General features: G+C 57.8%; 24 protein-coding genes and 1 tRNA gene. 7 read left to right on the top strand and 18 right to left on the bottom strand.

What is annotated here, in order from left to right:
• The 6 genes from Q0650_RS08585 to trpA form a co-directional block, all read right to left on the bottom strand.
• The coding region (locus Q0650_RS08585) for a lipopolysaccharide assembly protein LapB (protein WP_298817935.1) at positions 1–1,183 on the bottom strand (1,183 nt) is incomplete at its 3' end.
• A gap of 255 nt (positions 1,184–1,438) precedes the next feature.
• Positions 1,439–1,515, bottom strand: a tRNA-Pro gene (locus Q0650_RS08580).
• A gap of 35 nt (positions 1,516–1,550) precedes the next feature.
• Positions 1,551–1,811: an ABC transporter ATP-binding protein gene (locus Q0650_RS08575; protein WP_298817931.1), complete on the bottom strand. Its 261-nt coding sequence runs from the start codon at positions 1,809–1,811 to the stop codon at positions 1,551–1,553.
• Positions 1,812–2,750: an acetamidase/formamidase family protein gene (locus Q0650_RS08570; RefSeq protein ID WP_298817929.1), complete on the bottom strand. Its 939-nt coding sequence runs from the start codon at positions 2,748–2,750 to the stop codon at positions 1,812–1,814.
• 28 nt (positions 2,751–2,778) lie between these two features.
• The gene (locus Q0650_RS08565) at positions 2,779–3,012 is read right to left on the bottom strand and encodes an Lrp/AsnC family transcriptional regulator (RefSeq protein WP_066782560.1); all 234 of its coding nucleotides are present in this window, start codon (positions 3,010–3,012) and stop codon (positions 2,779–2,781) included.
• 18 nt (positions 3,013–3,030) lie between these two features.
• Entirely contained in the window at positions 3,031–3,831 is an 801-nt protein-coding gene (gene trpA / locus Q0650_RS08560; RefSeq protein WP_298817927.1) for a tryptophan synthase subunit alpha, read from the bottom strand.
• A gap of 161 nt (positions 3,832–3,992) precedes the next feature.
• Here trpA and Q0650_RS08555 point away from each other — a divergent pair, with 161 nt between their 5' ends.
• On the top strand, positions 3,993–5,411 hold the full coding sequence (locus Q0650_RS08555; protein ID WP_298817925.1) for a BCD family MFS transporter: 1,419 nt from the start codon (positions 3,993–3,995) through the stop codon (positions 5,409–5,411).
• A 61-nt stretch (positions 5,412–5,472) separates the two neighbouring features.
• On the opposite strand, the gene Q0650_RS08550 is transcribed toward Q0650_RS08555, so the two are convergent.
• The 4 genes from Q0650_RS08550 to Q0650_RS08535 form a co-directional block, all read right to left on the bottom strand.
• Complete coding sequence (locus Q0650_RS08550) at positions 5,473–5,964, bottom strand: hypothetical protein (RefSeq protein WP_298817923.1); 492 nt, start codon at positions 5,962–5,964, stop codon at positions 5,473–5,475.
• A gap of 215 nt (positions 5,965–6,179) precedes the next feature.
• Positions 6,180–6,830: a response regulator transcription factor gene (locus Q0650_RS08545; protein WP_298817920.1), complete on the bottom strand. Its 651-nt coding sequence runs from the start codon at positions 6,828–6,830 to the stop codon at positions 6,180–6,182.
• On the bottom strand, positions 6,805–8,073 hold the full coding sequence (locus Q0650_RS08540; protein WP_298817917.1) for a sensor histidine kinase: 1,269 nt from the start codon (positions 8,071–8,073) through the stop codon (positions 6,805–6,807). Before Q0650_RS08540 ends, Q0650_RS08545 begins: the two co-directional genes overlap by 26 nt.
• Positions 8,070–9,026 carry a hypothetical protein gene (locus Q0650_RS08535; protein WP_298817914.1) on the bottom strand — a complete coding sequence of 319 codons (957 nt, stop codon included), beginning with the start codon at positions 9,024–9,026 and terminating at the stop codon, positions 8,070–8,072. Before Q0650_RS08535 ends, Q0650_RS08540 begins: the two co-directional genes overlap by 4 nt.
• A gap of 375 nt (positions 9,027–9,401) precedes the next feature.
• Between Q0650_RS08535 and Q0650_RS08530 the strand changes: the two genes are divergently transcribed.
• Positions 9,402–10,910, top strand: a complete 1,509-nt coding sequence (locus Q0650_RS08530; RefSeq protein WP_298817912.1) for a M1 family metallopeptidase — start codon at positions 9,402–9,404, stop codon at positions 10,908–10,910.
• A gap of 55 nt (positions 10,911–10,965) precedes the next feature.
• Here Q0650_RS08530 and Q0650_RS08525 read toward each other — a convergent pair whose 3' ends face one another.
• The 7 genes from Q0650_RS08525 to mnmA form a co-directional block, all read right to left on the bottom strand.
• Positions 10,966–11,241: an HU family DNA-binding protein gene (locus Q0650_RS08525; RefSeq protein ID WP_287905153.1), complete on the bottom strand. Its 276-nt coding sequence runs from the start codon at positions 11,239–11,241 to the stop codon at positions 10,966–10,968.
• A gap of 258 nt (positions 11,242–11,499) precedes the next feature.
• A complete protein-coding gene (locus Q0650_RS08520; protein ID WP_012256561.1) occupies positions 11,500–12,030 on the bottom strand; it encodes an ATP/GTP-binding protein in 531 nt (176 codons plus the stop codon).
• 31 nt (positions 12,031–12,061) lie between these two features.
• Positions 12,062–12,874 carry a DUF4388 domain-containing protein gene (locus tag Q0650_RS08515; protein WP_298817893.1) on the bottom strand — a complete coding sequence of 271 codons (813 nt, stop codon included), beginning with the start codon at positions 12,872–12,874 and terminating at the stop codon, positions 12,062–12,064.
• Between the two features lie 43 nt (positions 12,875–12,917).
• Positions 12,918–13,853, bottom strand: a complete 936-nt coding sequence (locus Q0650_RS08510; RefSeq protein ID WP_298817891.1) for a DUF1385 domain-containing protein — start codon at positions 13,851–13,853, stop codon at positions 12,918–12,920.
• A gap of 98 nt (positions 13,854–13,951) precedes the next feature.
• Entirely contained in the window at positions 13,952–14,404 is a 453-nt protein-coding gene (locus tag Q0650_RS08505) for a hypothetical protein (protein WP_298817890.1), read from the bottom strand.
• 66 nt (positions 14,405–14,470) lie between these two features.
• Positions 14,471–14,728 (bottom strand): hypothetical protein, encoded by a 258-nt coding sequence (locus Q0650_RS08500; RefSeq protein WP_298817888.1) that lies wholly within the window; start codon positions 14,726–14,728, stop codon positions 14,471–14,473.
• The gene (gene mnmA, locus Q0650_RS08495) at positions 14,725–15,804 is read right to left on the bottom strand and encodes a tRNA 2-thiouridine(34) synthase MnmA (protein WP_298817886.1); all 1,080 of its coding nucleotides are present in this window, start codon (positions 15,802–15,804) and stop codon (positions 14,725–14,727) included. The genes Q0650_RS08500 and mnmA overlap by 4 nt, the downstream gene beginning before the upstream one ends.
• 198 nt (positions 15,805–16,002) lie before the next feature.
• Between mnmA and Q0650_RS08490 the strand changes: the two genes are divergently transcribed.
• The 3 genes from Q0650_RS08490 (at position 16,003) to Q0650_RS08480 (ending at position 19,569) form a co-directional block, all read left to right on the top strand.
• Positions 16,003–16,869, top strand: coding sequence for an alpha/beta fold hydrolase (locus tag Q0650_RS08490; RefSeq protein ID WP_298817882.1), 867 nt, complete (start codon positions 16,003–16,005; stop codon positions 16,867–16,869).
• Between the two features lie 72 nt (positions 16,870–16,941).
• The gene (locus Q0650_RS08485) at positions 16,942–17,730 is read left to right on the top strand and encodes an alpha/beta fold hydrolase (RefSeq protein WP_298817879.1); all 789 of its coding nucleotides are present in this window, start codon (positions 16,942–16,944) and stop codon (positions 17,728–17,730) included.
• Between the two features lie 150 nt (positions 17,731–17,880).
• Positions 17,881–19,569, top strand: coding sequence for a long-chain fatty acid--CoA ligase (locus tag Q0650_RS08480; protein WP_298817876.1), 1,689 nt, complete (start codon positions 17,881–17,883; stop codon positions 19,567–19,569).
• A gap of 129 nt (positions 19,570–19,698) precedes the next feature.
• Here Q0650_RS08480 and Q0650_RS08475 read toward each other — a convergent pair whose 3' ends face one another.
• Positions 19,699–21,402 carry a hypothetical protein gene (locus Q0650_RS08475; RefSeq protein WP_298817874.1) on the bottom strand — a complete coding sequence of 568 codons (1,704 nt, stop codon included), beginning with the start codon at positions 21,400–21,402 and terminating at the stop codon, positions 19,699–19,701.
• A gap of 352 nt (positions 21,403–21,754) precedes the next feature.
• Here Q0650_RS08475 and Q0650_RS08470 point away from each other — a divergent pair, with 352 nt between their 5' ends.
• Both Q0650_RS08470 and Q0650_RS08465 read left to right on the top strand, forming a co-directional pair.
• Entirely contained in the window at positions 21,755–23,275 is a 1,521-nt protein-coding gene (locus Q0650_RS08470; RefSeq protein WP_298817871.1) for an SPFH domain-containing protein, read from the top strand.
• Positions 23,272–24,504, top strand: a complete 1,233-nt coding sequence (locus Q0650_RS08465; protein ID WP_298817869.1) for an SPFH domain-containing protein — start codon at positions 23,272–23,274, stop codon at positions 24,502–24,504. The genes Q0650_RS08470 and Q0650_RS08465 overlap by 4 nt, the downstream gene beginning before the upstream one ends.
• Positions 24,505–24,646: the final 142 nt, after the last annotated feature.

Here is a 24,646-nt window from a genome sequence, read left to right as displayed (position 1 = left end):
GCGCGATCTCTTCCGGCGACAGCCCCAAATCGGCCAGCGAGAATGGCGTCAGCTCTGGCTCACCGCTCGTTGTCGGCGTCGCTGACTTCCCCTCGAGCTGCGCGATCTCTTCTGAAAAGAATAGCTCCGGACCTGCTTCAGTTGACAATCTAGCAGACGGTTCAATTACTGCCGTCTTGGCCCCATTTGTGCCAGACTCACCGAGGGTCCTCGCGCCAGATGGAGGTGGTGATTCGACAGCTACTGCCGGCGGCGAGAAGAGCAGCATGGCCAGCAAATCATCATCAGAGACACCAGCAGCTACTGCTGCTGGCTGCGCTGCCGGGGTCAGCCAGCCTGCTTCGGCAAAGAAATCATCTTCAGTTATTGTGGCTGCGGGGGTTGCTGCGACTGTGCGCCGCTGCCGCCACTCAGCCTCGTCCCATACCGGCAACGACACATCAGGCGTCGGAACACCAGCCGGTAGCGGCTCAAAGAGCAGGCGCGCCACGACCTGATAAGGATCAAGGCGCTGCGCAATGCGCCAGTGCTCTATTCCCTCTTGATCACCATCAGCCAGCAAGATAGCGCCGAGGATCAAATGCGCTTTGAGCAGGAGCGGATATTGCTTAAGTGCCTGCCGACTCACTTCTACCGCTTCATCGAGCTGATCATTGCGCCAGAGGGCTTCGATCAAGCCAACCCAGGCATCAAGTCGCCTGGGATGTTCCGCAACCACATTGCGAAACTCGTGAATTGCCTGCGGCAACATCTGACCACGGGCGTAGAGGCGCGCCAGGCCAGAACGACTCAAACGCAGCGCCGCATGCTCACTCCCCCATGCCTCGGTGTAAAGACGAACCAGTTGCGCGCGCAATTCCGGCATGTCGGGGCGAATCTCAAGTGCCTGTTCAAATTCGGCAATGGCTTTGTCGAGCCGACCCTGCCACTCGTAGGCCATACCCAACCCCACGTGGGCCGGAATATTCTCGGGATCAGCCTGCAGCACCCGCTCAAACGCTGCCACTGCCGCCGGCAAATCGCGCTGAGCGAGGTACGCCTCGCCAAGAATCCGCTGCGCCTCGAGATTGTCGGGATGATAGGTGAGGATGTGTTGAGTCAGGCCAATTGCCTGCTCGATCTGGTTCGCCTCGAGGAATGTTCTGGCTTGCGTATAGGCGTCTTGCAGGCTGATAGTCGCCATCCCAAATCCTCCCGTGTAGATTATGACCGGCGCCGCGTGAAAAAGATAAACTTATGCGTCGAGGGAACGCGGTAGCAGCGCGAATGGTATTCGCCACATGCTTGCAGTATAGCGCCGAACCATGGAGGGTGTCAAGATGTGCACCTTCATTATTGGCATTTTACCAGTATTACCGGCGAAAAAATCATTTACTGCTCACCTGATGGAACGACAAAAAAGAGAAGCTGGCGAGAGTACTCTCGCCAGCATGCAACCTGGTCGGGGCGACTGGATTTGAACCAGCGACCTCCTGAACCCCATTCAGGTGCGCTACCGGTCTGCGCTACGCCCCGAACGCCCCTGATTATAGCGCGGCTACGGCGAAGAGTCAAACTTCGCGCCAGATGAGTGAGGCGAAAAAACCTAGCGCCGCGCCAAACGGCAACGCGCCCAGCCCCCAGACCAGCATTGACGGTAACAACACGCGCAGCCACTGGTTCCAACCGGCATCAGGCGCTAACTGACCGGTGAACAGCCCGATGACAGCGGTAAACACACCACCCAACACTACCGACAGCAAGGCCAGAAACAGCGCGCCGCGCACCGCCCAACGCAACCGACGAGCAAGTGAAGGATCTTTCGTCATCATTTAACGAAATACGCTCAACGCCATGTAAAACGACACACACCAGTTAGGAGCATCGACAATCTGACTGATACGCAAATCACCGGCCAGACTGCACAATACATAGGCATCTTCGCGGCTGAGCTGGTAATGCTCACCCAACCATTCAATCATATCACGAACGGCATTCCGCGCGTTTTCCATCAGATCGGGACCAATAGCCGTAGTCACATAATAGCCACGCGCGTCATAGGCAGGCTGAATTGGGCCAGGAGGCGTGTAAAAGTGGTACCGCCATGGCTTCAATGACCGACCTTTGATTACGTTAAAACGTAACGAAAACTGCATCGGACATTCGATCCCGGTAACGCACACCTCGCCATCGCCTTGCGCCGCGTGACAATCACCTGCTGAGAAGAGGGCGCCGGGCACGAACACCGGCAGGTAGAGTTTTGCCCCTACATTGAGATGCCGGGTATCGATATTGCCACCGCCTTTACCGGTGGGGAGAACATCGAACGCGCCCGGCTCGTCGAGAGCAACACCCATCGTACCGCAAAATGGCTGGATCGGAATATGAATATCATCGCGGAGTGGCGCCGTCTGTCCGTTGCTGAGATCGAAGTGGCGAATATAGGGAGCGGTAAAATCTTGCGCAAGCAAACCCAAACCGGGAATAATCCCCGTCCAACCCCAATCGAGTGGCTGTAAGCGCAAAATCTCGACCTCGAGCACATCGCCGGGCATGGCATCTTTGACAAAAATCGGGCCGGCCAGCGGGTAAAGCTGGGAAAAATCGAGATTCAGCAAGACGCTGGCATCACAGCCGGGCGTCACCTGATTGTTAGTCACTTCAGCAGTCTCGCAATGAACCACATCGCCTGAAGCGATTTCAATCGCGGGAGGCAAACTGTTATCCCACTTGTGATGGACTTTACCCTTTTCCAGGACGTGTTCAGCCATTGTACTGCCCTTTCTCGCTGCGCCCTACTTACCCAATCACCATACACGTGATCGTGCGCTTAATGCCACTAATTGCATGAATTTCACTCATCACCAGCCGACCGATCTGGCGCGGATCAGGCGTCTGGACTGTTGCCACAATATCGTAGGGCCCGGTGACGGCATCTACCGCTATCAAGCCATCAATTGCGCGCAACGCCGCCAATACCTCGCCGATTTTGCCCGATTCGGCCTCGATCAACACATACGCTCGCGCTTCCATTGCCATCTCCTCTCTAGCTTACGTTCGGCTCACTGCACTCAGCAATTCGCGAATGTAGGCTGCCGCTCCGGACACTCGTTCGCCCGGCGACAAACGCTCGATGCGATCGATAAGGGCGCTTCCGACAATCGCGCCATCAGCCAGTCGAGCAACTTCCGCCACATGGGATGGCTGACTGATTCCGAAACCGACCACAAGCGGCAAATCGGTCTGCTGCCGCACACTGGCGATGAGATCGGACAGATTGCTCGCCAATGCCTGTCGCGCGCCGGTCACGCCGGTTAGCGAGACGATATACAGAAACCCACTGGCCTGAGCCACAATCTGCGCGATGCGGGTTGGCGGCGTTGTGGGCGCAACAAACATAATGAGATCGAGACTATGAGCGGCGGCAATCTGCTGCAAATCGGCAGCCTCTTCGAGCGGCAAATCCGGGATGATCCAGCCATCGCCGCCGGCGGCTGCAAGGTCGGCGCATGCCCGCTCAAGGCCATGACGTAACAACGGATTGTAGTAGCCCATCAAGAGTAACGGCGCCATCACCTTGCGCGCGCGCAACCTGGCTACCGTGTCGATGCAGTCGGTGATCGTGATCCCATTCTCGAGGGCGCGCTGAGTGGCGCGCTGGATGGTAGCGCCATCGGCCAGCGGATCGGAAAAGGGCACACCCAACTCAAACAGGCTGGCGCCGGCTGCCTCTAGCGCTGGCACCAGCTCGAGCGTGCTCTCTCGCTCGGGAAAACCAACTGTCAGATAGGGCATCAGGGCAATGCGCCCTTCCGAGCGGAGTCTGGCAAAGGTTTCGGCAATTCGGCTCATAATTTGTTTATCTCTCGCATTCTTTTGCTGTGATTATCATCATACCACAGAGTATCATCGGCTACAGCGCATCGTGAGTATGGAAAGAACCGTTTATATTGCATGTCACGGCATGCTATAATACGACACAACAATGACGCTCTAGCGCAAGGAGCCGAAAGATGGCAATGGCAGACACGTTGCTGCGGCCGTTTCGTCAGGCGCAACACTGGCTGGAAGCCCGTCCACGCCTGCGCATGTGGCTGCGCGTTGTTCGTCTCAGTCTATTTCAATTCGGGATGGGTCTGTCGCTGGCGCCGTTAACCGGCACCCTCAACCGGGTTCTGATCAACGAGTTGGGTATCGCGGCATTTCTGGTTGGTTCCTTGCTGGCAATTCACTATTTCATTTCGCCGGCACGCGCTATTGTCGGTTTCAAATCAGATGTCCATCGCGCTGCCGGGCGCTGGCGTACCCCCTACCTGGTGTTGGGCGCGATGCTGACCTACGGAGGGCTGGCCACAGCGCCGTTTTCACTCATCTTGCTGAGTGGCGAAGGGTATTTGCCCTTCCCACTGGCCGTCATTGTCTGTTTCGCGATCTTTTTCGCCTACGGTTTGGGCGTTAACATTGCCGAAACAATCTATCTCGCCATCGTCAGCGACGTAACCCCTCCCGCCGAACGAGGACGGGTGCTCAGCCTGCTTTGGGTGGCCCTGGTGCTGGGCACGATTGTCGGTTCATTGCTTATCGGCGAGCTGTTGCTCGACTACAGCCATACCCGTCTCATCCAGGTGATGCAAGGATCGGCGCTGGCATTTGTCTTCCTGACCTTCTTGTCGATGCTCGATCAAGAACGCTTGAAGCCCAATGGCGAACTGGTCGATGCAACTCCGGTGCGGATACGCGAGAATCTCGGTGAGTCGCTGCGTATGCTGGCAGCGCAGCGTCCACTCCGCAATCTGTTCATCGTCCTGGCGCTGGCAACGACCGGCTTTGCCGTACACGATGTATTGCTCGAACCATACGGCGGGCAGGTGTTGGGGATGAGTGTGGCGGAAACGACCCGCCTGACCGCAGTGTGGGGTGGGGGCATGCTCACCGCAATCGTGCTGACCGGCTGGTTGCTCTGGCGCGGTCACCCGGCTTTGCGGATGATTGGCGGCGCATCATTACTGGGTATCGCCGGTTTTGCGACTATCAGCCTGTCGAATTCGCCTGATCATGTCGGGCAATTCCTCGGTGGGATTGCCCTGATCGGTATGGGTCGCGGCATGTTGATTGTAGGCGGTCTGGCGCTGGTGATGGGGTTGTGTGATCGCGCCCACGCCGGCTTGTTCCTTGCGCTCTGGGGCATTACCCAGGCCCTGGCCCAGGGTGTGGGGACAATCGCCGCCGGTCTGGCTCGCGACGTGATTGGGCGCATGAGTGGCGTGGTTGCCAGCGGCTATATCGCTGTCTATCTCAGCGCGCTGGTCTTGATTGCGATTGCCGGCGTGCTCCTGCTGGCGCTTAGCCTGCGAGGCCAATTGCGCGCCGAGCAGGTGCGTTCGCCGTGGAGCAGTCTCGAACAGGTGAATGCCGATCAGATTATTTTCTAACGTTGATCAGGCGGCAGCCCCTGTGGCTACCGCCTGACCTGATTGGGATCGTTACCCGTTATCAGTCGGTGTTTCGCCGTAGTAGCAGCGCCACTCCGATACCGATCAGGACAATTGGCCAGATCCAGCCGGCCTGATCGAAGATCAGCTCGAGCAAGGTGATACCACCCTCACCGATCAGGATGAGCGAGCCGATCAACGCCATCACCCCACCGGGAATGAATGGCCACCAGACCCGTTCGTGTGCAAACAGCGCGCTGAGCAGTGGAATAGTCGCCCATCCAGCCGCAAACGAGAGCAGGAAGACGCCGCCTTCCAGATCTTCGGCCAGCGGCAGCGTTTCGATCAGCGCCGCACCTAATCCAATGCCTCCAAGGATGCCAGCGGGAATGAACCAGGCTGAACACCGAGCGCGGATCCCGACTATCGCAAAGATCATTGCCATCAGGGGTAGCACTACTAAACCGGTGTCGATCACATAGCCAAGCAGGAGGGTGATCCCCAGGGCAATCAGCGCCATGCCGACAATTGACCGATTGCGCTGTTCGGTCATGGTTGTTTCGTCAGTCATCATTCGCCTCGCTTTCGTGTCACTCAAAGCGCTTTACCTGCTTCAAGGATAGCGAAGTGGCGAACGACCTGCCAGTGTCGAAAGATAGATTGTGGTCATAGTGGTAAGAATGACGTTTGACACCCCGGTCATATGACCCGGCTGACCCGGCTATCAATGCAACAGCCTGCGCCAGAGTGCTACCGCCGCAGATGGGATCATGTGATCAGGCCCAAGTCGCGGGCGCGAATGATGGCCTGTGTGCGATCGCGAACCGCGAGTTTCGCCAGCAGATTTGAGACGTGGTTTTTCACCGTGCCCTCGCTGATACAGAGCTGATCGGCAATCTCGCGGTTTGATTGACCAGCCGCAATGCCGCGCAACACTTCCATTTCACGGTCGGTGAGTGGCTCAACCAGCGGCGTCGGCGTTGACCGCTGCGCGTCGGCCAGGCGGGCAAATTCGGCCAGCACTTTGCGCGTAATGCTGGGTTGGATCAGCGCCTCACCGCGCGCCACCGCATGCACTGCGGCCACAATCTCGCTACTGTCTGCATCTTTCAACATATAGCCGCGCGCGCCGGCTTTCAACCCGTCAATCACGTACTCATCATCATCGAAGGTGGTGAGGATGATGACGCCGATCTGCGGCCAGCGCCGACTGATCTCGCGGGTTGCGGCCACGCCATCCATGACCGGCATCCGCACATCCATTAAAACCACGTCAGGTTGAGTCTGCTCAATGAGTTCCAATGCCTGCTGTCCGTTGGCCGCCGCTCCAACCACCGTTAAATCCGGTTCAAGATCGAGCAACGTCTGGATTCCCTGTCGCACCAACGTCTGGTCATCCACCAGCAAAATGCGGATCACGGTTTTTCCCCTCTGTTCCTGTTTGCGGCAGTCTGACGACCAGCCGAAACCCGCCTTCAGCGCGCGGCTCAGCCTGGATCGTTCCGCCTAACTGTGTTGCTCGTTCGCGCAGGCCGGCCAGGCCGAAACCGGTATCAGCCGGCGGCAAAGCCGGTGGACCGTTGTTGATCACTTCGATTTGCACCCAGTCGATGTCGCCCTTGAGCCTCACTGTGACGGTTGTGGCCTGGGCGTGCTTTTGAGCATTGGTCAGTCCCTCCTGCGCGGCCCGGAAGAGGGTCATGGCTACAGCAGGCGCCACCGCGCCGATCTTGCCCTCAAGCTCAAAACTGACGTGTAACGACGAGACACGACCGAAATCGCGTACCAGACTGGCAATCACATCGGCGAGTGGCTGGTTGGCCAGCGGGTTGGCGCGCATCACGGCAACGCTCTGCCGCACCTCGGCCAGCGCTGCCTGCGCCTCTTCACGACACAGAGCCAGCGCCTGAGCCGCGCGATCCCGGTCGCGATCGAGCAGGCGCGCCGCCGCCTGCAACTGCACGTTCAACGCGGTGAGATGATGACCCAACCCATCGTGAATTTCACGGGCCAGACGCATGCGTTCCTCGATGGCCGCGAGCGCCAATTCGCGCTCGCGGGCCGCGGCCAGGGCTGCGTTTGCATCGCGCAACTCGGCGGCTAACTGCTCGGCGCGGGCTTTCTGCTCCGCCATCCGCACCAGCGCGATGGAAAAGACCAGGGTAAAGATCAGGCCGAGTGCAATCGATGTGGTTTGCGCGGCAACCTGGGCCAGCGCTGCGCCCCGTAACCAGAGCACACCACTCCAGGCTAGCGTCAGGCAGAGACTGATACCGAGACCGCGCCAAACCCCTAGTTCAATCACCGCCTGCGAGGCAAGCACGAAGAGCAAAAAGGGCAGGAATGTCCAGCCTTCATCAAGACCAAAATAATTGGCGCTGAGAAACAACGCTGCGCCCAGACCGAAGTAGATGAAACCGGCAACCGGTTTGCCCCAACGGTTCTGTAAACTATCCCAAACGGCATTCAGCGCCAGCAACAGGCTCAGGCTGAGCACAACCAGATAGAACTGCGCTGGAGGGAAGTGACGGTGGAAGAGGATAAACTCGACCAGTGCCACGCTGATAATCGCATACGCGGCCAGCATGAGCGTTCGCTGGCCGGTATCGACCGAATAAGTCAATCGCTGCCAGAAGCGTTTCCATTGCGCCAGAGCATTCATGGCACTATCCACGGTTGCAAGATATACAGCCACCAGTTGCTGGCAATGCCATCGGTTTCACCGGCTACACGGGGCAGATGATCGAGCCACCAGAGATGGTGTAGGCGCATATCGCCACCGCCCCATTCACTACAGCGCATCGGGCGGGCCGACAAACTGAGATCGGGAAAGTTGTACCATGCATCCGCTCGCGCTCGAACCAGACGCGGATTCCCCCAATCGTAGTCACGCGCGCTCGAGGGGGCAAAGTGGACATTGCCACACTCATCGAGACGGGTGAAGCGTTCCCAGAGATTGCGCTCCGGCGGGTGATGACGATAGACGTAGGTCATGATCGACTCGACTCGATGACCAAAATTTTCCAGCATACAGCCCACATCACGCTCAACGTTAAATCCCATCACGATGTATCGCCGCCGGGCGGCAGGTAGCAGTAACGGCGGCGCGTTGCACCAGAAGGCATCAATGCCGACCATACGACTCTCGTAGTAACCGGCATACGGAAAGCCAAATAGCCAGATTTCATCAATCTCGCCACGTTCAATTGCATCGGCCAGACCGATCTGGTCGAGCAGGCGTTCGTAATCAACTTCATCCGGTTGATGGAATGGGATCCGGCGTTCCCAGGCGGCCAGATAACCGGCGCTATCGTAGCGGAATCCGTCAATCTTGACCGGAAAATCGGTGTAATGCTGTCGCAATACCACCCGATAATCAGCAATCCCGCCTGAACAGGCGCGCAGATCGGCGATATATTGCGTTGCCAGTTTCTCGGCATCATGCCAGCCCATCACCCGGCTGAGCGGTAGATTGCCGCGTTCTGGAATAAGTGGATCGTGGCTAATCAGCGCCACCTTGAGCGTGATCGGCACACCGGGCCGGTCGCTGCGCAGAATTGCCGGTTGATCACCGGCCTGAGGGGGCTTCCCCCATCCAAAGAGACGCCGAAGCATAGCTCTGACCTCCACGCTCGCTAGTGAGAGTGTATGACCGGCAAGGTGGCGCTATCGAACGCACAATCACTATGGTTATGCTACCACGGCTCTGGCGGGTATTACCACTACTTCTATGCACAGATTGCATTGCATGGATCATCAGCCTGCTCGATCGCCGCACCTTGCTAGCACTACTTCCATGCACGGATTGCATACATGTTTACGCCCAACCGGCGCGCCAGCCAGACCTCACCTGACGACGGTATATGCGCCACAGTTACGAAAGACCTTCGCATGTCCCCGGATCGGCGTCCGGCGCGGTATCTCCCGACAGGACGCCACTATCGCCCCACCACATTTCTACCGATCATCTGGTTGTGATATGATGACACTATGATACGACTACTGCTGTTATTTGTTATCGCCTGGAACTGTATTGCCACACCGGCACCACCGTCGGTCTTCCGTGACGAGCCACCAGCGGCGGCAACCACGATTGATCCCTTTATCGCAGCTCAAGCCGCCGCAATGCGGCCAGAATACGTTGCCGATCTAACGCAAGCAGATTGGGATCGCTACACGATCGATATACAACTTGACCCTGATAGGCTACGGCTCGACGGCCAGATCACCGTTGTCCTTACCAACCAGACTGAAATCAACTTCGATACGATCTGGTTCCATCTCTACCCGAACCATCCCGATTTCGGGGGTCGGCTTGATGTCACTTCGGCTCACATTGATGGCATTCCGGTGCCATCACGCACTTTACACGGCGACACGCTGATCGGGCTGGTCACACCCCGCCTCATTGCCCCCGGCGATAGAGCAACGGTCACCATGACCTTTACCGCGCACGCGCCGCGCAACGCCAGCCGCCGCACCTTTGGCGCCTACAATATGGAAGCCGGAGTCTGGTCGCTGGCCTCGTTTTACCCATTGCTGGCCCGCTACATTCCCGGTATCGGTTGGGATACACGCCCCATTGTGGCGCGCGGCGATTTTACCGTCAGCGCCATTGCCCTTTACGACGTTACTGTGAACATCCCTTTCGGTTGGGATCTTGTGAGCAGCGGCAGCGCAATTGAGGATCGCGGCCTCGCCGATGGTCGCCGACAAGTGCGCTTCGTGAGCGGGCCGCAGCGCGAATTCTACCTCGCGGCGTTGCAAGGGCTACAACAGGTCAGCGCCAGCATTGACGGCACCCACGTGATCAGCTACGTTCAAGCGGGAGACACCGCTGCCGGTGAGCGCAGTCTGGCCATTGCCACCACGGCCTTGGGCGTCTTCAACCAACATTTTGGCGCCTACCCCTACGCCGAGTTCGAGGTCATCCAGGCCGCACTGACGCAATTTTACGGCATGGAGTATCCCGGAGTAGTGCTGATAGAGCAGAATCTCTACCGGCGCGACGACCGGCTATTGGAAACAACGATTGCTCACGAAATTAGCCATCAATGGTGGTACGGACTGGTAGGCAACGATGCGCAGGGAGAAGCCTGGCTTGATGAAGGGCTGGCCAGCTACAGTCAAATCCTCTACTACGAGTTGACAGGAGAGTCAGCGCAGGCGGAAGCTGAACTCAACGCCTTTCGGGCCACGTACCGGCGGCTGCGAGAGCGCGGCGGTGATGCGCCACTGGCCACGCCACCATCAGGATTGAGCAATGGCCGCTATGTACCGGTGGTGTATGCCAAAGGAGCGCTCTTCTTCCACGCCCTCCGCCAGCGCATTGGTGAAGAAGCGTTTCAGCGTTTCCTGGTGGGGTACGTTGAGTCGGCGCGTTACCGCGAAATTGCCGGCCCTGATCTGCTGCGCGCCGCCGAGCAGGCCTGCGCGTGTGATTTAAGCGATCTCTTTCAGGATTGGGTCGTATCAGCAACTGCGGTAGCGATACCGTGAGCGAGCAGAAAGGGCGCGGTTTCGCCGCGCCTTTTCCGCTCAATAAGGCAATAATCTATCCCTTCACCGCCTCTTTCAGCGTGCTGCTGGCGCTAAAGCCAGGAGTCTTGGTGGCGGGGATGTGGATCTTCTCGCGGGTTTGTGGATTGACACCCTCGCGAGCCTGTCGTGAGCGAACTTCAAACGTGCCAAAACCGGTCAGCGTCACCTTCTCACCGCGGGCCAGCGCTTCGGTAATAACTTCTAGCGCCGCGTCAATAATCTGCTTCGTCTCCTTCTGCGAAACCTTTGCGCGTTCGGCCACCGCTTTGATGAAATCCGTCTTCTGCATTGGCGCAGTCCTCCTCTATGCATTCAACCCTGATTGGCTCTTCAGCAAGCAGTATACCGCATCTGTCAAGATCTGTATCCCTTACTGATGCGTTAAACGGCTTTTTTGGCTTTCCAACAATATTTTATGGCTTTGCGATGCGAAAAATCAAATAAACCGCATCGCAAAGCCATAATCCGATAATGATATGACCCTGACCAGAAAATTGTATTTGCAACCATTTACCTGGAGTGTGTGACGTATTCGGTTATGCAGGAGTCAATCTTCGCTCCGCTCCTGGATCACGTAAAGCAACTCCAGCAACACATTTTTCACACTCTCGCGGTCGGTCGCCGTGCAGGGCAACACCTTGATATGCGGCGGCTGGCGCAGAGCAAGCCGCAATTCTTCCGGCGACCATGCATTGGGACGATCCTGCTTATTGGCCGCAATCACATACGGCGTATCGCGATACGAGACAAAGAAATCAATGATCCGGTTCGTCTCACGGAACGTTTCGGGGCGGGTGCTATCGACAAGGATCACCAGACCGAGCATACCCTCGGCGAGGATCTCCCACATGAAATCGAATCGCTTTTGTCCCGGCGTTCCAAAGAGATGGAGCACGAGATCATCAGAGATCGCGATGCGCCCAAAATCCATCGCGACAGTCGTTTCCTTCTTGATCAGCCGAGTATCGTCGGTCGCCCGGCGTTCCGTCGAGACGACCTCGATCTCAGAGATCGTCTTGATAAACTCGGTTTTGCCGGCGTTCACGGCGCCGCTGATCACCATCTTTACCGTCTGCACACAGCCCTCCGCTCCGATGCTCCGGCCCCAGCTACATGCTGCGGATCCGATTGATGATCCGGTTGACGAGGCTCTTCTTCACGCGCGGCTGTTCAACCGGTGGCATTCCGGCGTTCAGTGCGCGCTGCCGTTTCACCAACTCTAACATACCGGCGGTCAAAAAGCCATAGACCGCGCGGCACACATCAAAATCACTCAGCCCGGTTTTCTGGGCAATTTCGGCTAACGTATCGCGGCCATTAATCCGCGCAAAGACCTTCCACTCTTCTGGCGCGAGGCGCATACCCTTGAGTTTCTCGCCTGGCGGCGCCATAAAGCGGGGAACCAGATCGGTTGAAGGAATGCGGTCGCGAATCCGCTCCCACTCATCGATCCGACGCACCCCTTCCATGATCAGATGATCAATCGAGATCGGCACTGGCGCCAGCGGCGCATCAGGCGCCGGTCGCTGATTATGCTCGAAGAGAAAATCACCTTCCGGCCAGGCAAACAGGCCATAGACCGATTGCTCAGTATGGCTCATCAGCGCGCCTTGCAACCGTTCGAGTGAAACCATACCGGCATCGAGCACCACCTGACTCAGCGTAACCCCATTGCCACGCGCCGTCAACGCTTTGCAGGCCTGCGCCACCTGATCGGCATTTAGCACGCCCAGGCGCACCAACAGCTCCGGCTTTTCATCTTCTGGCCGCCGGGCAGCCAGCAGCAGCTTCCCTTTTTCGAAATAGAGCCGAGCGGTCTGGTCGTTGTGCGACAAATGCAGTGCGCCTGTTTTGTACCCGCGATCAACAAGCGAGAGAAAATCTGACAGGCTAAAGTCGCGGATGTTTCCCACCAACGCCATACATTCCTCCGCTATCGCGGGTGTTGCGCAATTATCATCTCTCTCATAACGTCGGTCGAGTATCGACGATACCGGGCACTACGTCTGTTAGTGGAGCCGGTTGCATTTCCGCCAGTTGATCGGCGGCCAGCACCGGCTCAAAGGCAGCAATTGCCGTTGCAATCATATCATCATCTGGCTCGCGGGTCGTTAAGTATTGCGCAGCCAGCGTTGGGCCTAGCAACCAGCGCACCCACGGCAGATGGTAATAGTTGGCTGCAAGCTGCTGCGCTTCAAACGCCACCGCCGCAACCAGCGGGATCAACACAATCCGGGCAATAATCCGCTGCCAGACCGGCAAGCCGGCGACCGACAGAAAGATCAGAAAACCGATCAGAGCTACCGCCAGCAAAAAGCTGGTGCCGCAACGCGGATGGATCCGGCTGCACTGCCGCACTGACTCTACAGTGAGCGGCAATCCAGCTTCGTAAGCATTAATAACTTTATGTTCAGCGCCATGATAACCAAAGACGCGACCAATATCGGGAATACGACCAATTGCCGCGATATAGGCAACCGCCAGTGATACATTGATCAGCGCTTCGATAACTTCACGAAGCAGCACCGGCGCGCCCATCTGGCCGATGAAATTGGCGACCAGGGATGGCAACACGACAAAGATGCCGATGGCAATGGCAAGGGTAACGGCAAAAATCAGATGTTGAACCAGCGGATGGATATGTTCATCTTCTTCGGCAGCGACCACAGAGGCCGAAAAGTCAAGCGCTTTGCGCCCAATCGTAAATGCCTCAATCAGCGCTGCAAATCCGCGTAACAACGGCAATTGTTGCCAGCGAGCGCCGCGGGCGGGGACGGGCAAATCGAGCCGGGCAAAACTGCCATCAGCCCGTCGCACAACGACGGTCGCTTGCCGGCGCCCGCGCATCATGACCCCTTCCAACACAGCCTGTCCGCCGTATTTAAACCGCTGTTCGCTCATACCAACTCGATCACTGGCTTCTTATTGCCGATTGACCGGCCTTTCGCTCTTATCTATCTTACCATATCGACAGGCACGGTAACGTATCGAAAACGAGGTTATGTCGTGGGTTCGTCAGATTTGCCCCGCCGGGCCAGCGTCACTGCGGCAGCTCGCACACCGGTGACCAGACTGGAAACGCGGATGATCGGCGACACGACGCGCTCGGCAACGTAGGTAGTGGCTGTGGTTGCCGTTTGCGCCGAATCACGCACATTGTTAGCAATGGCGCGGGTAGTATCAAGCGCTTCGTTCGCTTTCGCCAGCGCTTCGTCGAGCTTGGGCAACACATTGTTGCGCGCCAACCGGTTGATTTGCTCTATGGCGTACAAGATTGCGATTAAAATGGCGATCGACAACACTGCCCCGATGAGCTGCAATGCCGCCAGAATCACGATGAATACATCACGCCATGCCGCGCGAAAACCGTCGCCCAGGAAGATCGCTGCAATGATAAACCCGAACAGAACTGCAGTTAGCAGGCCAATACCGATGCCAATCCAACGTAACACGGGGCTACCTCCGTACCAGGCCGCAGCAAGTGCGACTGCGAGGGCGCTCTAATGCGCCCGATTATATCATAGCCGCAAGCGTGAAACAACTATCAGCAAGATCCAGGCCAGCAATGATGCTTCAAGCATCGGAACTCCCGCCGGCGTGGGCAGATCGAGCGGAAAGCGCCAGCCCAGTAGCGTGGCAATGAGACAGCCGGCGGCAGCAGTTACCCAGAAGAGGGGGATTTGCCGCCACGACCGACCCAACAGAAAATGGGCCAGCGCCGCATGGGTCGTGGTTAGCAGTAGCAAGAGCAATGCAGCCGGTGAGAGCGCGCTCATCCAACCTCCGGGCGAGCAATCCAGCCGCCGCCGATCACCCGCGCCCCGTCGTAGAAGACGGCAGCCTGACCGGGACTGACAGCGCGCTGCGGACGCGCCAGTTCGACCAGCCAGCGCCCATCGGATTGAGCTGATACCCGCGCCGGCAGTGGATCGGCGTGGGCGCGTACCTGTACGTCACAGGTAAAGCTCTCGGCTGGCGGCGTGTCATCGACCCAGCGCGCGTCGGTGACAGTAAACCGTTCGCGATTTAGCGCCGCTGCCGGGCCAACGATCAACGCATTACGCGCCGGATCAATAGCAATCACGTAGCGCGGTTCACCACCACCCAACCCCAATCCGCGACGCTGCCCCACCGTGTAGAGCGGTAAGCCCCGATGCCGACCGATCTCACGCCCTTCCAGATCGACAATTGGGCCGGGGACGAGGCTTTCCGGCGCTTCCAACCGCAGCAGATTGCGATAGTCGCCATCGGGCACAAAACAGATGTCCTGACTCTCTTCGCGGTCGGCGCTTGGCAAGCCCCGCGCCGCAGCCATCTCCCGTACTTGCGACTTGGTGTACTCGCCAATCGGGAATACGAGTCGGGCCAGATCGTCCTGTCCTAGCATGTGCAACATGTACGACTGATCTTTTTCCTGATCTACTGCGCGCCAGAGCTGGTAGCGACCATCGCCACTACGCGCGATCCGCGCATAATGCCCGGTTGCTACGGCGTCAAAGCCGAGTGCGCGCGCCCGATCAAGCAAAGCACGGAACTTGATCATGCGGTTACACTCAACGCAGGGGTTGGGGGTCAGGCCGTGGGTGTAAGCGCGAATAAAATAGTCGATAACGTGACGACGAAATTCGCGCTGGTAATTGAACACATAAAACGGAATGCCGAGCAACGCGCAAACCCGCCGCGCGCTGGCAGCCGCCTCCGCAGCGCAGCAGAGACTCTCGCGCAAACCGTGATCGTCATCGTCCCACAGATGCATTGTGACGCCGGTCACCTGATGGCCGGCTTCGAGCAAGAGAGCAGCAGCCAGTGAACTATCGACACCGCCACTCATTGCGACCAAAATGTTTGCCATATTGCTATTATACTCGCTGTCAATGTCTTGTTAGCCCACAGGTATAATGCTTGTAAACCAAAAGTTCTTTCAGGCCGCCGCCGATAACGCAGTCGGTTTCTTTGTGCGCAACCACTGCATCAATCGACCGGCTATCTGAGCAACCATTTCAGTATCCGCAGTGTCTTAGAGATGATCAAACGAAACCGACAACCTGCTATGTCACCACCATCGACGCCAACTGTTCCCATCACTCGCCACTACCATGACCGGTTGGGCATCAGTTACCTGCGCGCGGGTAACTACGGACCGGCCATTGTCTTTTTGCACGGCTGGGGCGCGTTCAAAGAATTGTGGTGGAGCGCCTTGCGCGACCTTGGCCGTGATCATCGCTGTTTTGCTCTCGATATGCCCGGTCACGGTGAAAGCCGGATCGGGCAAGCCGATCGGATCGAGGCGATTGCCGAACTGGTAGCCGAGTTTTGCCGCGATCTCGGCCTTGATACGATTATCCTGGTTGGCCATTCGATGGGGGGAAGCGTGGCCGTAGAACTGGCGCTGCGCCATCCTGCCCTGGTGCATCGGCTGGCACTGATCGATGCCGCCGTTGACGCTTATCGGATGCCGGCCTACACTCGCACCTATTTGCTGCCCGGCGTCGGCTGGGCCACCTTTCGGCTATCCCAGGCGGTTGGGCGCGCTTTTCGCCCAATCGGTCAGCGGATTCCGCACGAACACGGCGGCGGCTGGCTACGTCCGTGGCTGCGACGCGCCTCGTACCTCGCCACCTTCGATCCTGAAGGATTGTACCGCATTTTACGCTCACTCTTTGCAACTCGCGCTGATGATCGCTTGCGCCAGCTCACGATTCCAACCCTGGTGATGAGCGGTCAGTTTGATAGTCTGGCCCCACCGTCGCATGCGCGCCGATTGGCCGCGACTATTCCCGGCGCTCGCTTTGTGATGATCCCGGCCAGTCTGCATAATCCGATGGATGAACGGCCCCGCGCGTTCACGCGCGAATTACGGAGGTTTCTGGTTGATACCGGCATTCCAGCCACAGGCAAGGAGAAAACGGGCCGATGATGTCGCATCCGCAAGCCGAAACCGATCAGGTAACGACCACTACCCGTTTTTGCATGCCTTTGAGATAAAACTATGAACCTCGCAGCGTACCGTAAAGAGATTCAGCTCACCGGCACATCGCCGGTGCGATTGAGTGTGGTTGATGTCGGGCCACTTGATGGCGAACGGCAGGGAACAATCGTTTGTATTCACGGTTGCGCCGGCAATCTCGAACAGTGGACTCCTCAGATCGCGCATCTGGCCGGTCGTTATCGGGTTATTGCGCCCGATCTGCGCGGGCATGGTCAATCGGAAGTGGTCAATGCAGCCTATTCGCTGGAAGAGTTTCTCTGGGATCTGACCCAATTGCTGACCCGCTTGCAGGTTGAAGAACCGTTTATTCTGATGGCGCATTCGTTCGGCGGGCCGATTGCGATTACCTTCGCTGCCAGTCAGCCGCAGCGCGTCAGTCGCCTCATCCTGATTGCTACCGGGCCGGAAATGCACCTTCACCCGCTCCACGAGCGGATCGTCAAACTGCCAGTTTCACTGGCGATGCTGGAACGTTTGCGCCCGATCTTGATGCCGAAGACGTATGCGCCGGTCAAGGTGATCCAGCGCGTGCTGGCCGGGACACTCTTCCGCTGGAATGGCCGCGCCGTCTTGCCACAAGTGTCAACGCCGACCCTGATTATCGCCGGTCAATGGGATTTTATCGCGCCGGTGGCGCAGGCCCGCGAGAGTCAGCAGTTGATGCCCAATGCGCGCCTGGAAATTGTCCGTTACACGCGCCATTTGCCGCACCTTGAACGGCCTGATGCTGTTAATCGCCTGATTGATCGTTTTCTGGAAGGGCCGCGGGTTTGGCGGGATCAGCGATAATTGGGGAAGCTCGATGAGCGCCGGGAGGAACTCAAAGCTATTGACACTGCCAGTTCCATCCTCCCATAATCCGATTGAGACGCAATGCCACAGAACTGTCATTCCACTGTTGTTGCGCTGGCCTAACGTCTGTACTGAAGGAACGAATGCATGATGTCAGATCTGTTTGCCGCTCGTCCATGGCTGCGCCACTACGATCCGGGCGTGCCGCTGACGCTCAACCTTACGCCAGCGCCGCTGCCTGAGCTGCTGCGCCAGGCCGCCGAACGGTTCGCTACCACTCCCGCCATCGCGTTTTACGGTCGCGCGCTCAGTTATGCCCAACTGTGGGAAGAAACCAATCGCTTCGCTCGCGGTCTGCTGGCAATCGGGTTGCAACCCGGTGAGCGAGTGGTGATCCTGTTACCCAATATTCCGCAGGCAGTAATCGCCTATTATGGGGTTTTGCTTGCCGGTGGCATTGTCGTGCTGGCCAACCCGATCTTTGACGCCGCTGGCTTTGCCCACGAAGTGCGTGACTCTGAAGCCACAACGGTCATTGCGCTCAGTATGTTTCACCAACTGGTTGAGCAGGTACGGGCTGAGCTGCCTTTTCCCCGTCTCATTTATACAAACCTGAAAGAGTACCTGCCGTCGAGTCAGCGCATCCTGTTTACGTTGCTGCGCCAGGAACGCGAAGGCCATCGTGTCCCCACCGAGCAGGCAGCGCAGGCGCACTGGTTTCAACATGTGCTGGCTGCCGGCGACCACGGCGACTTGCCCAGGCTGCGGGCCGACGATCCGGCTGTGATCCTCTACACGAGCGGCACCACCGGCGCGGCAAAAGGCGTTTTACACCGCCATGCCAGCCTCTACGCCAATACCTGTCAGACGCGAGCATGGTACGCCGAAGCTGACGAGGGCAATGAGCGAGTATTGTGCGTCATTCCCTTTTCACACGCCTATGGGATGACTGCCTGCATGAATGTCGGCATCGCGCTCGGCGCCACTATGATCTTGTTGCCAACGTTCGAGACTCGCAATGTCTTGCACACCATTCGCCGCGAGAGGCCAACGTTTTTCCCTGGTGTGCCTCCGATGTACGCCGCGTTGAATGAAGTGCGCGATGTGCGTAAATACGGTCTGTCGTCGCTGAAGAGCTGCCTGAGCGGGGCGGCTCCGCTGCCGGTAGAAGTGCAGGAAGGCTTTGAACGGATCACCCGCAGCCGCCTGGTTGAAGGCTATGGCCTGACCGAAGCCGGGCCGGTGACGCACGCCAACCCCTTGCGCGGCGCGCGACGGGCAGGCACGATTGGACTGCCACTCCCCGATACCGAAGCGCGGATCGTTGATTTGCAGAGCGGCGCCGATCTGCCACCGGGAGCGATTGGCGAATTGCTGGTGCGCGGCCCACAACTGATGGACGGCTACTGGCGCAATCCGCAGGCGACCGCCGAAGCGCTCACGGCTGAGGGATGGCTGCGTACCGGCGATGTGGCCCGTATGCTACCTGACGGCTATTTCCAGATTATCGAGCGCAAGAAAGAGATGATTATTGCCGGCGACTACAATATTTACCCTCGCGACCTTGAAGAGGCGCTTTACGAACACCCAACCGTTATCGATGCCGCCGTGGTCGGAGTGCCACTTCCCGATGGCCGCACCGAAATCCGCGCCTTTGTCGTGACCCGTCCCGGCGAGCGAGTTAGTGAATCCGAAGTTTTTGCCTTTCTACGGGAACGGCTCAATCTGCCGGTTATGCCAGAGAAGATTGAATTCCGTGAGGCGTTGCCACGCAGCTTTATCGGTAAGTTGTTGCGCTGGCGGCTGGTGGAAGAGCTGCTTCACCACGAGCGTTGATAAATTGACGCCTGATCCACGTGGGGATGCGCGCGCAAGACGTAACCCAACGCCTCACAAATGGTCAGATCTGTCCCTGTCCCGCGCGCGGAAGTCATGTCCAAGAAACCACCCATTCGTCGCTAAAGCTCAGCGCACAACTAGCGGCACAAATAAACGGTTGCCTGGCCGCCATACTGCTTCAAGCGCATTGCCATCAGTCGTGATCGGTCCGGTGGCGCCGGTCGCTACATCGAGCCACCAGATGTCGGTTCGACCATCGAACCGCTCAAGCGTGTACAAGAGGTATGCGCCATCCGGTGACCAGCTTAGACTGCTGATGCTGCGGCCATGATCGGCAAACAACAGCATGCGCGGATTGGCAAGATTCTGGCGATCGTACAGCATGATCGCAAACCAGCGTTCACTCACATCGGCAGAAGGGCTGGTCGTGAGACGAATCACCGCAAATCGACGACCATCAGGTGCCCATACCGGTGCCCGGTCGGCTTCAGAGGCAATCAATCGAGTCTCGCCCGGCGGTTGCGTCCTGGTGTCGATCTCCCATACTCCTCCGGCGCGATTGCTGCGTGACGATGACAGATCAAAACCGTCAAACAAGATCCGGCCATTCGCGTGAACGGCTGGCCGTGTCGCGTGCGGGGCAAGGGTTTGTGTCTGTGGTGAGGGAGGCGCCAGAATGAGCAGATCGCCGCGCCCGCCCTGGGCAAGATTGCCATTGCAGAAGGCGCCAAACCCGGTTTGGGCAATTGCGATGCGCGTGTTGTCCGGCATCCATTGCACACCGGAAAGGCGCACCAGGAATGAAGGCCGCTCAACCGGCTCGCCGGCAGAGGGCACAAACGGGCAGCGCGATCCTTTCTGACTCTGGGTTTGGTAGACCTGTCTGGCGCCTGAACCGTCAGCATTGAGAACCGTCACTGCCGAAGCGATCAGATTATTCTGTGGGTCGGGATCAGGCACCGGCCACGGCCATGTGTTATGATCAACGACAACCAGCCGCTGGCCATCGGGTGACCAGGCCGGCGCGCGCACATTACCGACCAATCCCTGATAGATCAGTTGGACATTTCCGCCATCGGTATCCATCCGATACAGCCAGCGATTCTGACCACTGACTCGCGTGACGGCCAGCGGGCGACTCCCATCGCCGCGCAGTCGCGGCGGCAACGGCGCCGCCGTTGTCCGCCCATCGGCGGCAATCACACTCACATCGTCGATCAGCAAGACTGCGCCCGACTCTACGCTAGCGTTGCCCTGAATCACGATTGAGAATCGCACCGGTTGCCCGCGAACGCGCGCAAGCTGCTCGCCTTGCAATACAGTGCGGTACAATTGCCATCCCGGCGGCTGATCGGTCGCAAAGGTTCCGAGCTTGACTCCACCTAAATTCGGATCAAACTGATAAAAACCGCGGGCGAGAAAGACATCAATCGTCATTCCTGTCGCGGCGCGAAACCAGAACGAAACGGTTACTGCGGGCGCGCTGACCGGGATCGTCAGCGGCTGGCTGAGTATCTGCCGGGGAGTGCTTAAATCCGGCAATTGTGGACAATCACTGCCATCAGCCTCAACCCCCATCACGACAGCGTACCGACCAGAATTGACAAATTCGAAACCGGCAGCCTGACCATCGACAAGCTGCACATTCCCGCACGCCTCCCACGAGTCTCCCTGTTGTTCAAAACTACCATCCTGGATCAAGTTCTGCGCGCTGGCTTGCCCTGGCAATGGCGAGATGGCGAATGGAAAGAGCAATCCACACATCCATATGACAATCAGCGCATACCAACGGTTGCGGTAGACTCGCCGCAACAAAGACCGGAGTGCCATGCCTGCTGACCCTTTCACGATCCTTGAGTGAACATGCCTGACTACCAATACCAGGTCTCAATATCCATTGTACCGAGGGTTCACGACGCAAACGGGCATCGATTTCATTACAATATGCTTATACAATTTGATGACACGACAGACATAAACACAAGCCTGTCTAATATCGTCACTTTTCTTGTCTCATTCGGCAACTTTACCCGGCCTCAATGCGTAACACAGACAGCAACACTATTTCACCGGCGATGTCTGACACAGTCGCAACTGTTACAGATTGACCCTCATCTGCTCTACTAACCTTCGCGTAGCACACATACACATAAGGAAAGCCGTTGTCCAGAAAGGAGTGATTATGAATCGCCTCCAGCGCAGTCTGGCTACCGCACAAAAATTGCTGGAAAGTGGCGACATCGAACAATTCCAGATCAAAGCCAGTGATTTCATCTCGCAACGATCGGGCAACGAAGCCGGAGCAACCCGGATCGAGCAGATGAGTGTCCTGCTCGATGAAGCGGCTGAACTGCTCAACCGCAATTTGCAGCAGAAAGACAAAAGCGGGCAGGTCGCAAATATCATCTCGCCGGTGGTCATTCCGCGCGATCCGCGTTCGGTAGTCTGGATCGTGGTGGCAATCGTACTGGCTGTGATCGGTCTGTTCGGCTGGCTTATCAGCGCAACGATCGACTTCGTATCATTTGGTTTCACCAACCTCTCGCTCGCGCTGTTCGGCCCGCATTACTGGTTACTGGTGTCTGGCTATGTGGTATACAACCTCTGGCGCAACACGATCATTATGGTTCCTGACGGCTGTCAGGCCTTGATCACCCGCTTCGGCAAGCTGGAAGAGATCGCGCCAGCGGGACGCAAAGTGCTGCTGGATCCGTGGAAGCGGGTCAGCTACATTGTCAACGTTACCCGTGAATACCCTTACAACGCGCCGATTCGAGAGGCCCCCACCGCATCACGGGTTAACGCTTCAGTGGATCTGTTTTTGCAATTTAAGATTGAAGATCCGGCGGCCTTCATCTTCACCCTCGGCGGCGCCAAAGGATTTCAAGAGAAGTTGCAGAACGCAGTGAGCGAAGTGACGCGCGCACTCATCTATGAGCAGCGGGCCGAAGCGATCTACGATCTGGTTGGCGAGAGCACCCAAACTCTGCTCGACACGCTCAACCAGCAGTTTGCGCCGGCAGTGCGCTTCGTCAATGCCAACATCACCCACGCTGAGCCATCGAGTCAGGAATATCGGATCGACCTCGCCAAGCCAGAGATGATCCGGGTGGCGAAAGAAGCCTACACCTACGAGTATGAACTGGCGCTGCGCAAAGAGCAGGATGAGGGCGATCTCAACCGCGAGCTGACCAGCCTCAATGAACAGTTGTCGGCTATCCGCGCTGAGATTGCGACATATCAGGCCCAGATCGACACGGCCAGCGAAAAAGAGACCTATCGGGCGAGTGCCTATGCCAGCCAGTTGCTCAGCGAGGCCGAGAGTGCCGCCCGAGCGAACGCCGCCTTGCTCGAAGCGCAAGCGCTCGACATTCGCGCCGTTGGCGCAGCGATGTATCCTGAAATCTTGCAGTATCGCTATCAACAAGACATCCTTGACCGGCTTGAAGCTGTAGCCGACCATTTGCCGCAGATCGCGCAGATTGGTGGTAGCGATGAGACAGCTATCGACTATCTGGCGCTGGCGCAACGAATGCTCGGCATTACCGACACCCAGCTCTACTCGCCCGATGATGTAGCCGCAATTCGCAATCGTATGAGCGAGATTCGTCAGCGGATTCAAGCTCGCGCCGAGCAGATCCGCAAGGTGGTGGCTACCGAACAAGAGGCAGACCAACCAGTTGAGAAAGGAGATCAGGCATGACCGACGCGCGCCGTGAATTTTCCCGCATTCGCGAAGCTGTCGCTACCTGGAACCGCATTCGCCAACTGCTCCGTTCCGGCGAAGAGGGACAACTGGTACCGGTTGTCATTCCCAAAGACCGCCGACAGGCGCGCTGGTTGTTGCCCCTGGCGATCAGCCTCTATCTGTTTGGGGTGGCCGGATTTAGCGGCGGCTTCTTCGGCTGGCTGGCAGCGATCCTTGCGCTTCTGTTCTTGTTCGCTGCCGCTACATTATTCATTCTGAACGCCATCGTCGAAATCGAACAAGGCACAACCGGGATTCTTTCCCGTTGGGGAAAGATTGTTGGCACACTGACCCCAGGCCGACATTATCTCTGGTGGCCATGGGAAAAGGTCGAAGCGGTTGTCGATACCAGCACCGAGATCCCGTACACCGCTCCGGTAGTGGCTGCGCCGACCCGCGAAAACGTGCCGTTGAAATCGATTGAGTTCTTTCTCAAATTCAGGATCGAAGATCCAATCGCATTTGTGCGCCGACTTGGCGCCAGCAACTTCGATCTGGTGCTGAGCAGTGCCGTCCAGGACGCCATCCGTCAACGGGCGCGCCGGGTAGAGACCGAGCGAGCCTACGATCTGCGCGGAAGTGATGTCGGCGACATGCAAGCGTTGCTCAACCGGCAACTGGCCCGTTACGGCGCGCGCATCACCGGCGCCAACATTCCCGATGTACAGTTGCCCGATCAGTATCAGCAACACCTGGCAACGCGCGAGCGGGTAGCGAAAGAGCTGCAAGCTTACGAACGTGAGTGGGAGCTGATCAAGAAACAGCGGATTGACAACCTGCTTCTGGAAATTGAGCGGGCCAAAAAAGTGCGTGACGCTAAACTGATCGAGGTACGTGCTGCGCTCAACAAGGCGCGAGAAGATGTTGCCCGCATGTTGCAGGAGAAAGAGACCGAAGCGCAACGGGTGCGCTGGGAAATTGAAGCCCGCGGACGGGCAACATTGCGTCAGGCCGAGAATGAGGCGCGCGGGTTGGAATACCTGGGACGCGCTTACCAGGATAATCGGGCCGTTTTGCAATACGAGCTGGCGCGTCGTCGCCTGCAAGTGGCCGAGACGCTTATGAAACGAGCGCCACGTCCGATTGTAGTGCAGAGCGATGGTGGCGACATCTCGGCTTTGACCACCCTCATTACCGCACAGTTGTTACCCAAACTGGCCGGTTCGACTAATAGTCAGGCGTAATCCGCGCCTCGTGTTGCCGGTAGCGACATGTGTCAGCGGTCGCTACCGGCCATTTCTGAGCTGGGAACAATCTCGCGTCCCGTTACCCTGACAACTCATAGCCTTACCCTCTCTGCTACAGACCAGACGGTAGCTTCCGGTA

This window comes from uncultured Chloroflexus sp., assembly GCF_937129525.1.
Classification (GTDB): Bacteria; Chloroflexota; Chloroflexia; order Chloroflexales; family Chloroflexaceae; genus Chloroflexus.
Note: the sequence above shows the minus strand (reverse complement) of the source record. Positions and strands in the feature narration are given on the sequence as shown.

Excerpts from the sequence above, each read along its gene's own strand:
- Q0650_RS08500 (WP_298817888.1), bottom strand. The coding sequence starts at position 14,728 with ATGAGCGCGCTCTCACCGGCTGCATTGCTCTTGCTACTGCTAACCACG.
- mnmA (WP_298817886.1), bottom strand. The coding sequence starts at position 15,804 with ATGGCAAACATTTTGGTCGCAATGAGTGGCGGTGTCGATAGTTCACTG.
- Q0650_RS08575 (WP_298817931.1), bottom strand. The coding sequence starts at position 1,811 with ATGATGACGAAAGATCCTTCACTTGCTCGTCGGTTGCGTTGGGCGGTG.
- Q0650_RS08565 (WP_066782560.1), bottom strand. The coding sequence starts at position 3,012 with ATGGAAGCGCGAGCGTATGTGTTGATCGAGGCCGAATCGGGCAAAATC.
- Q0650_RS08510 (WP_298817891.1), bottom strand. The coding sequence starts at position 13,853 with ATGAGCGAACAGCGGTTTAAATACGGCGGACAGGCTGTGTTGGAAGGG.
- Q0650_RS08515 (WP_298817893.1), bottom strand. The coding sequence starts at position 12,874 with ATGGCGTTGGTGGGAAACATCCGCGACTTTAGCCTGTCAGATTTTCTC.
- Q0650_RS08470 (WP_298817871.1), top strand. The coding sequence starts at position 21,755 with ATGAATCGCCTCCAGCGCAGTCTGGCTACCGCACAAAAATTGCTGGAA.
- Q0650_RS08525 (WP_287905153.1), bottom strand. The coding sequence starts at position 11,241 with ATGCAGAAGACGGATTTCATCAAAGCGGTGGCCGAACGCGCAAAGGTT.
- Q0650_RS08535 (WP_298817914.1), bottom strand. The coding sequence starts at position 9,026 with ATGCTTCGGCGTCTCTTTGGATGGGGGAAGCCCCCTCAGGCCGGTGAT.
- Q0650_RS08490 (WP_298817882.1), top strand. The coding sequence starts at position 16,003 with ATGTCACCACCATCGACGCCAACTGTTCCCATCACTCGCCACTACCAT.
- Q0650_RS08480 (WP_298817876.1), top strand. The coding sequence starts at position 17,881 with ATGATGTCAGATCTGTTTGCCGCTCGTCCATGGCTGCGCCACTACGAT.
- Q0650_RS08555 (WP_298817925.1), top strand. The coding sequence starts at position 3,993 with ATGGCAATGGCAGACACGTTGCTGCGGCCGTTTCGTCAGGCGCAACAC.
- Q0650_RS08485 (WP_298817879.1), top strand. The coding sequence starts at position 16,942 with ATGAACCTCGCAGCGTACCGTAAAGAGATTCAGCTCACCGGCACATCG.
- trpA (WP_298817927.1), bottom strand. The coding sequence starts at position 3,831 with ATGAGCCGAATTGCCGAAACCTTTGCCAGACTCCGCTCGGAAGGGCGC.
- Q0650_RS08540 (WP_298817917.1), bottom strand. The coding sequence starts at position 8,073 with ATGAATGCTCTGGCGCAATGGAAACGCTTCTGGCAGCGATTGACTTAT.
- Q0650_RS08530 (WP_298817912.1), top strand. The coding sequence starts at position 9,402 with ATGATACGACTACTGCTGTTATTTGTTATCGCCTGGAACTGTATTGCC.
- Q0650_RS08465 (WP_298817869.1), top strand. The coding sequence starts at position 23,272 with ATGACCGACGCGCGCCGTGAATTTTCCCGCATTCGCGAAGCTGTCGCT.
- Q0650_RS08570 (WP_298817929.1), bottom strand. The coding sequence starts at position 2,750 with ATGGCTGAACACGTCCTGGAAAAGGGTAAAGTCCATCACAAGTGGGAT.
- Q0650_RS08550 (WP_298817923.1), bottom strand. The coding sequence starts at position 5,964 with ATGACCGAACAGCGCAATCGGTCAATTGTCGGCATGGCGCTGATTGCC.
- Q0650_RS08475 (WP_298817874.1), bottom strand. The coding sequence starts at position 21,402 with ATGGCACTCCGGTCTTTGTTGCGGCGAGTCTACCGCAACCGTTGGTAT.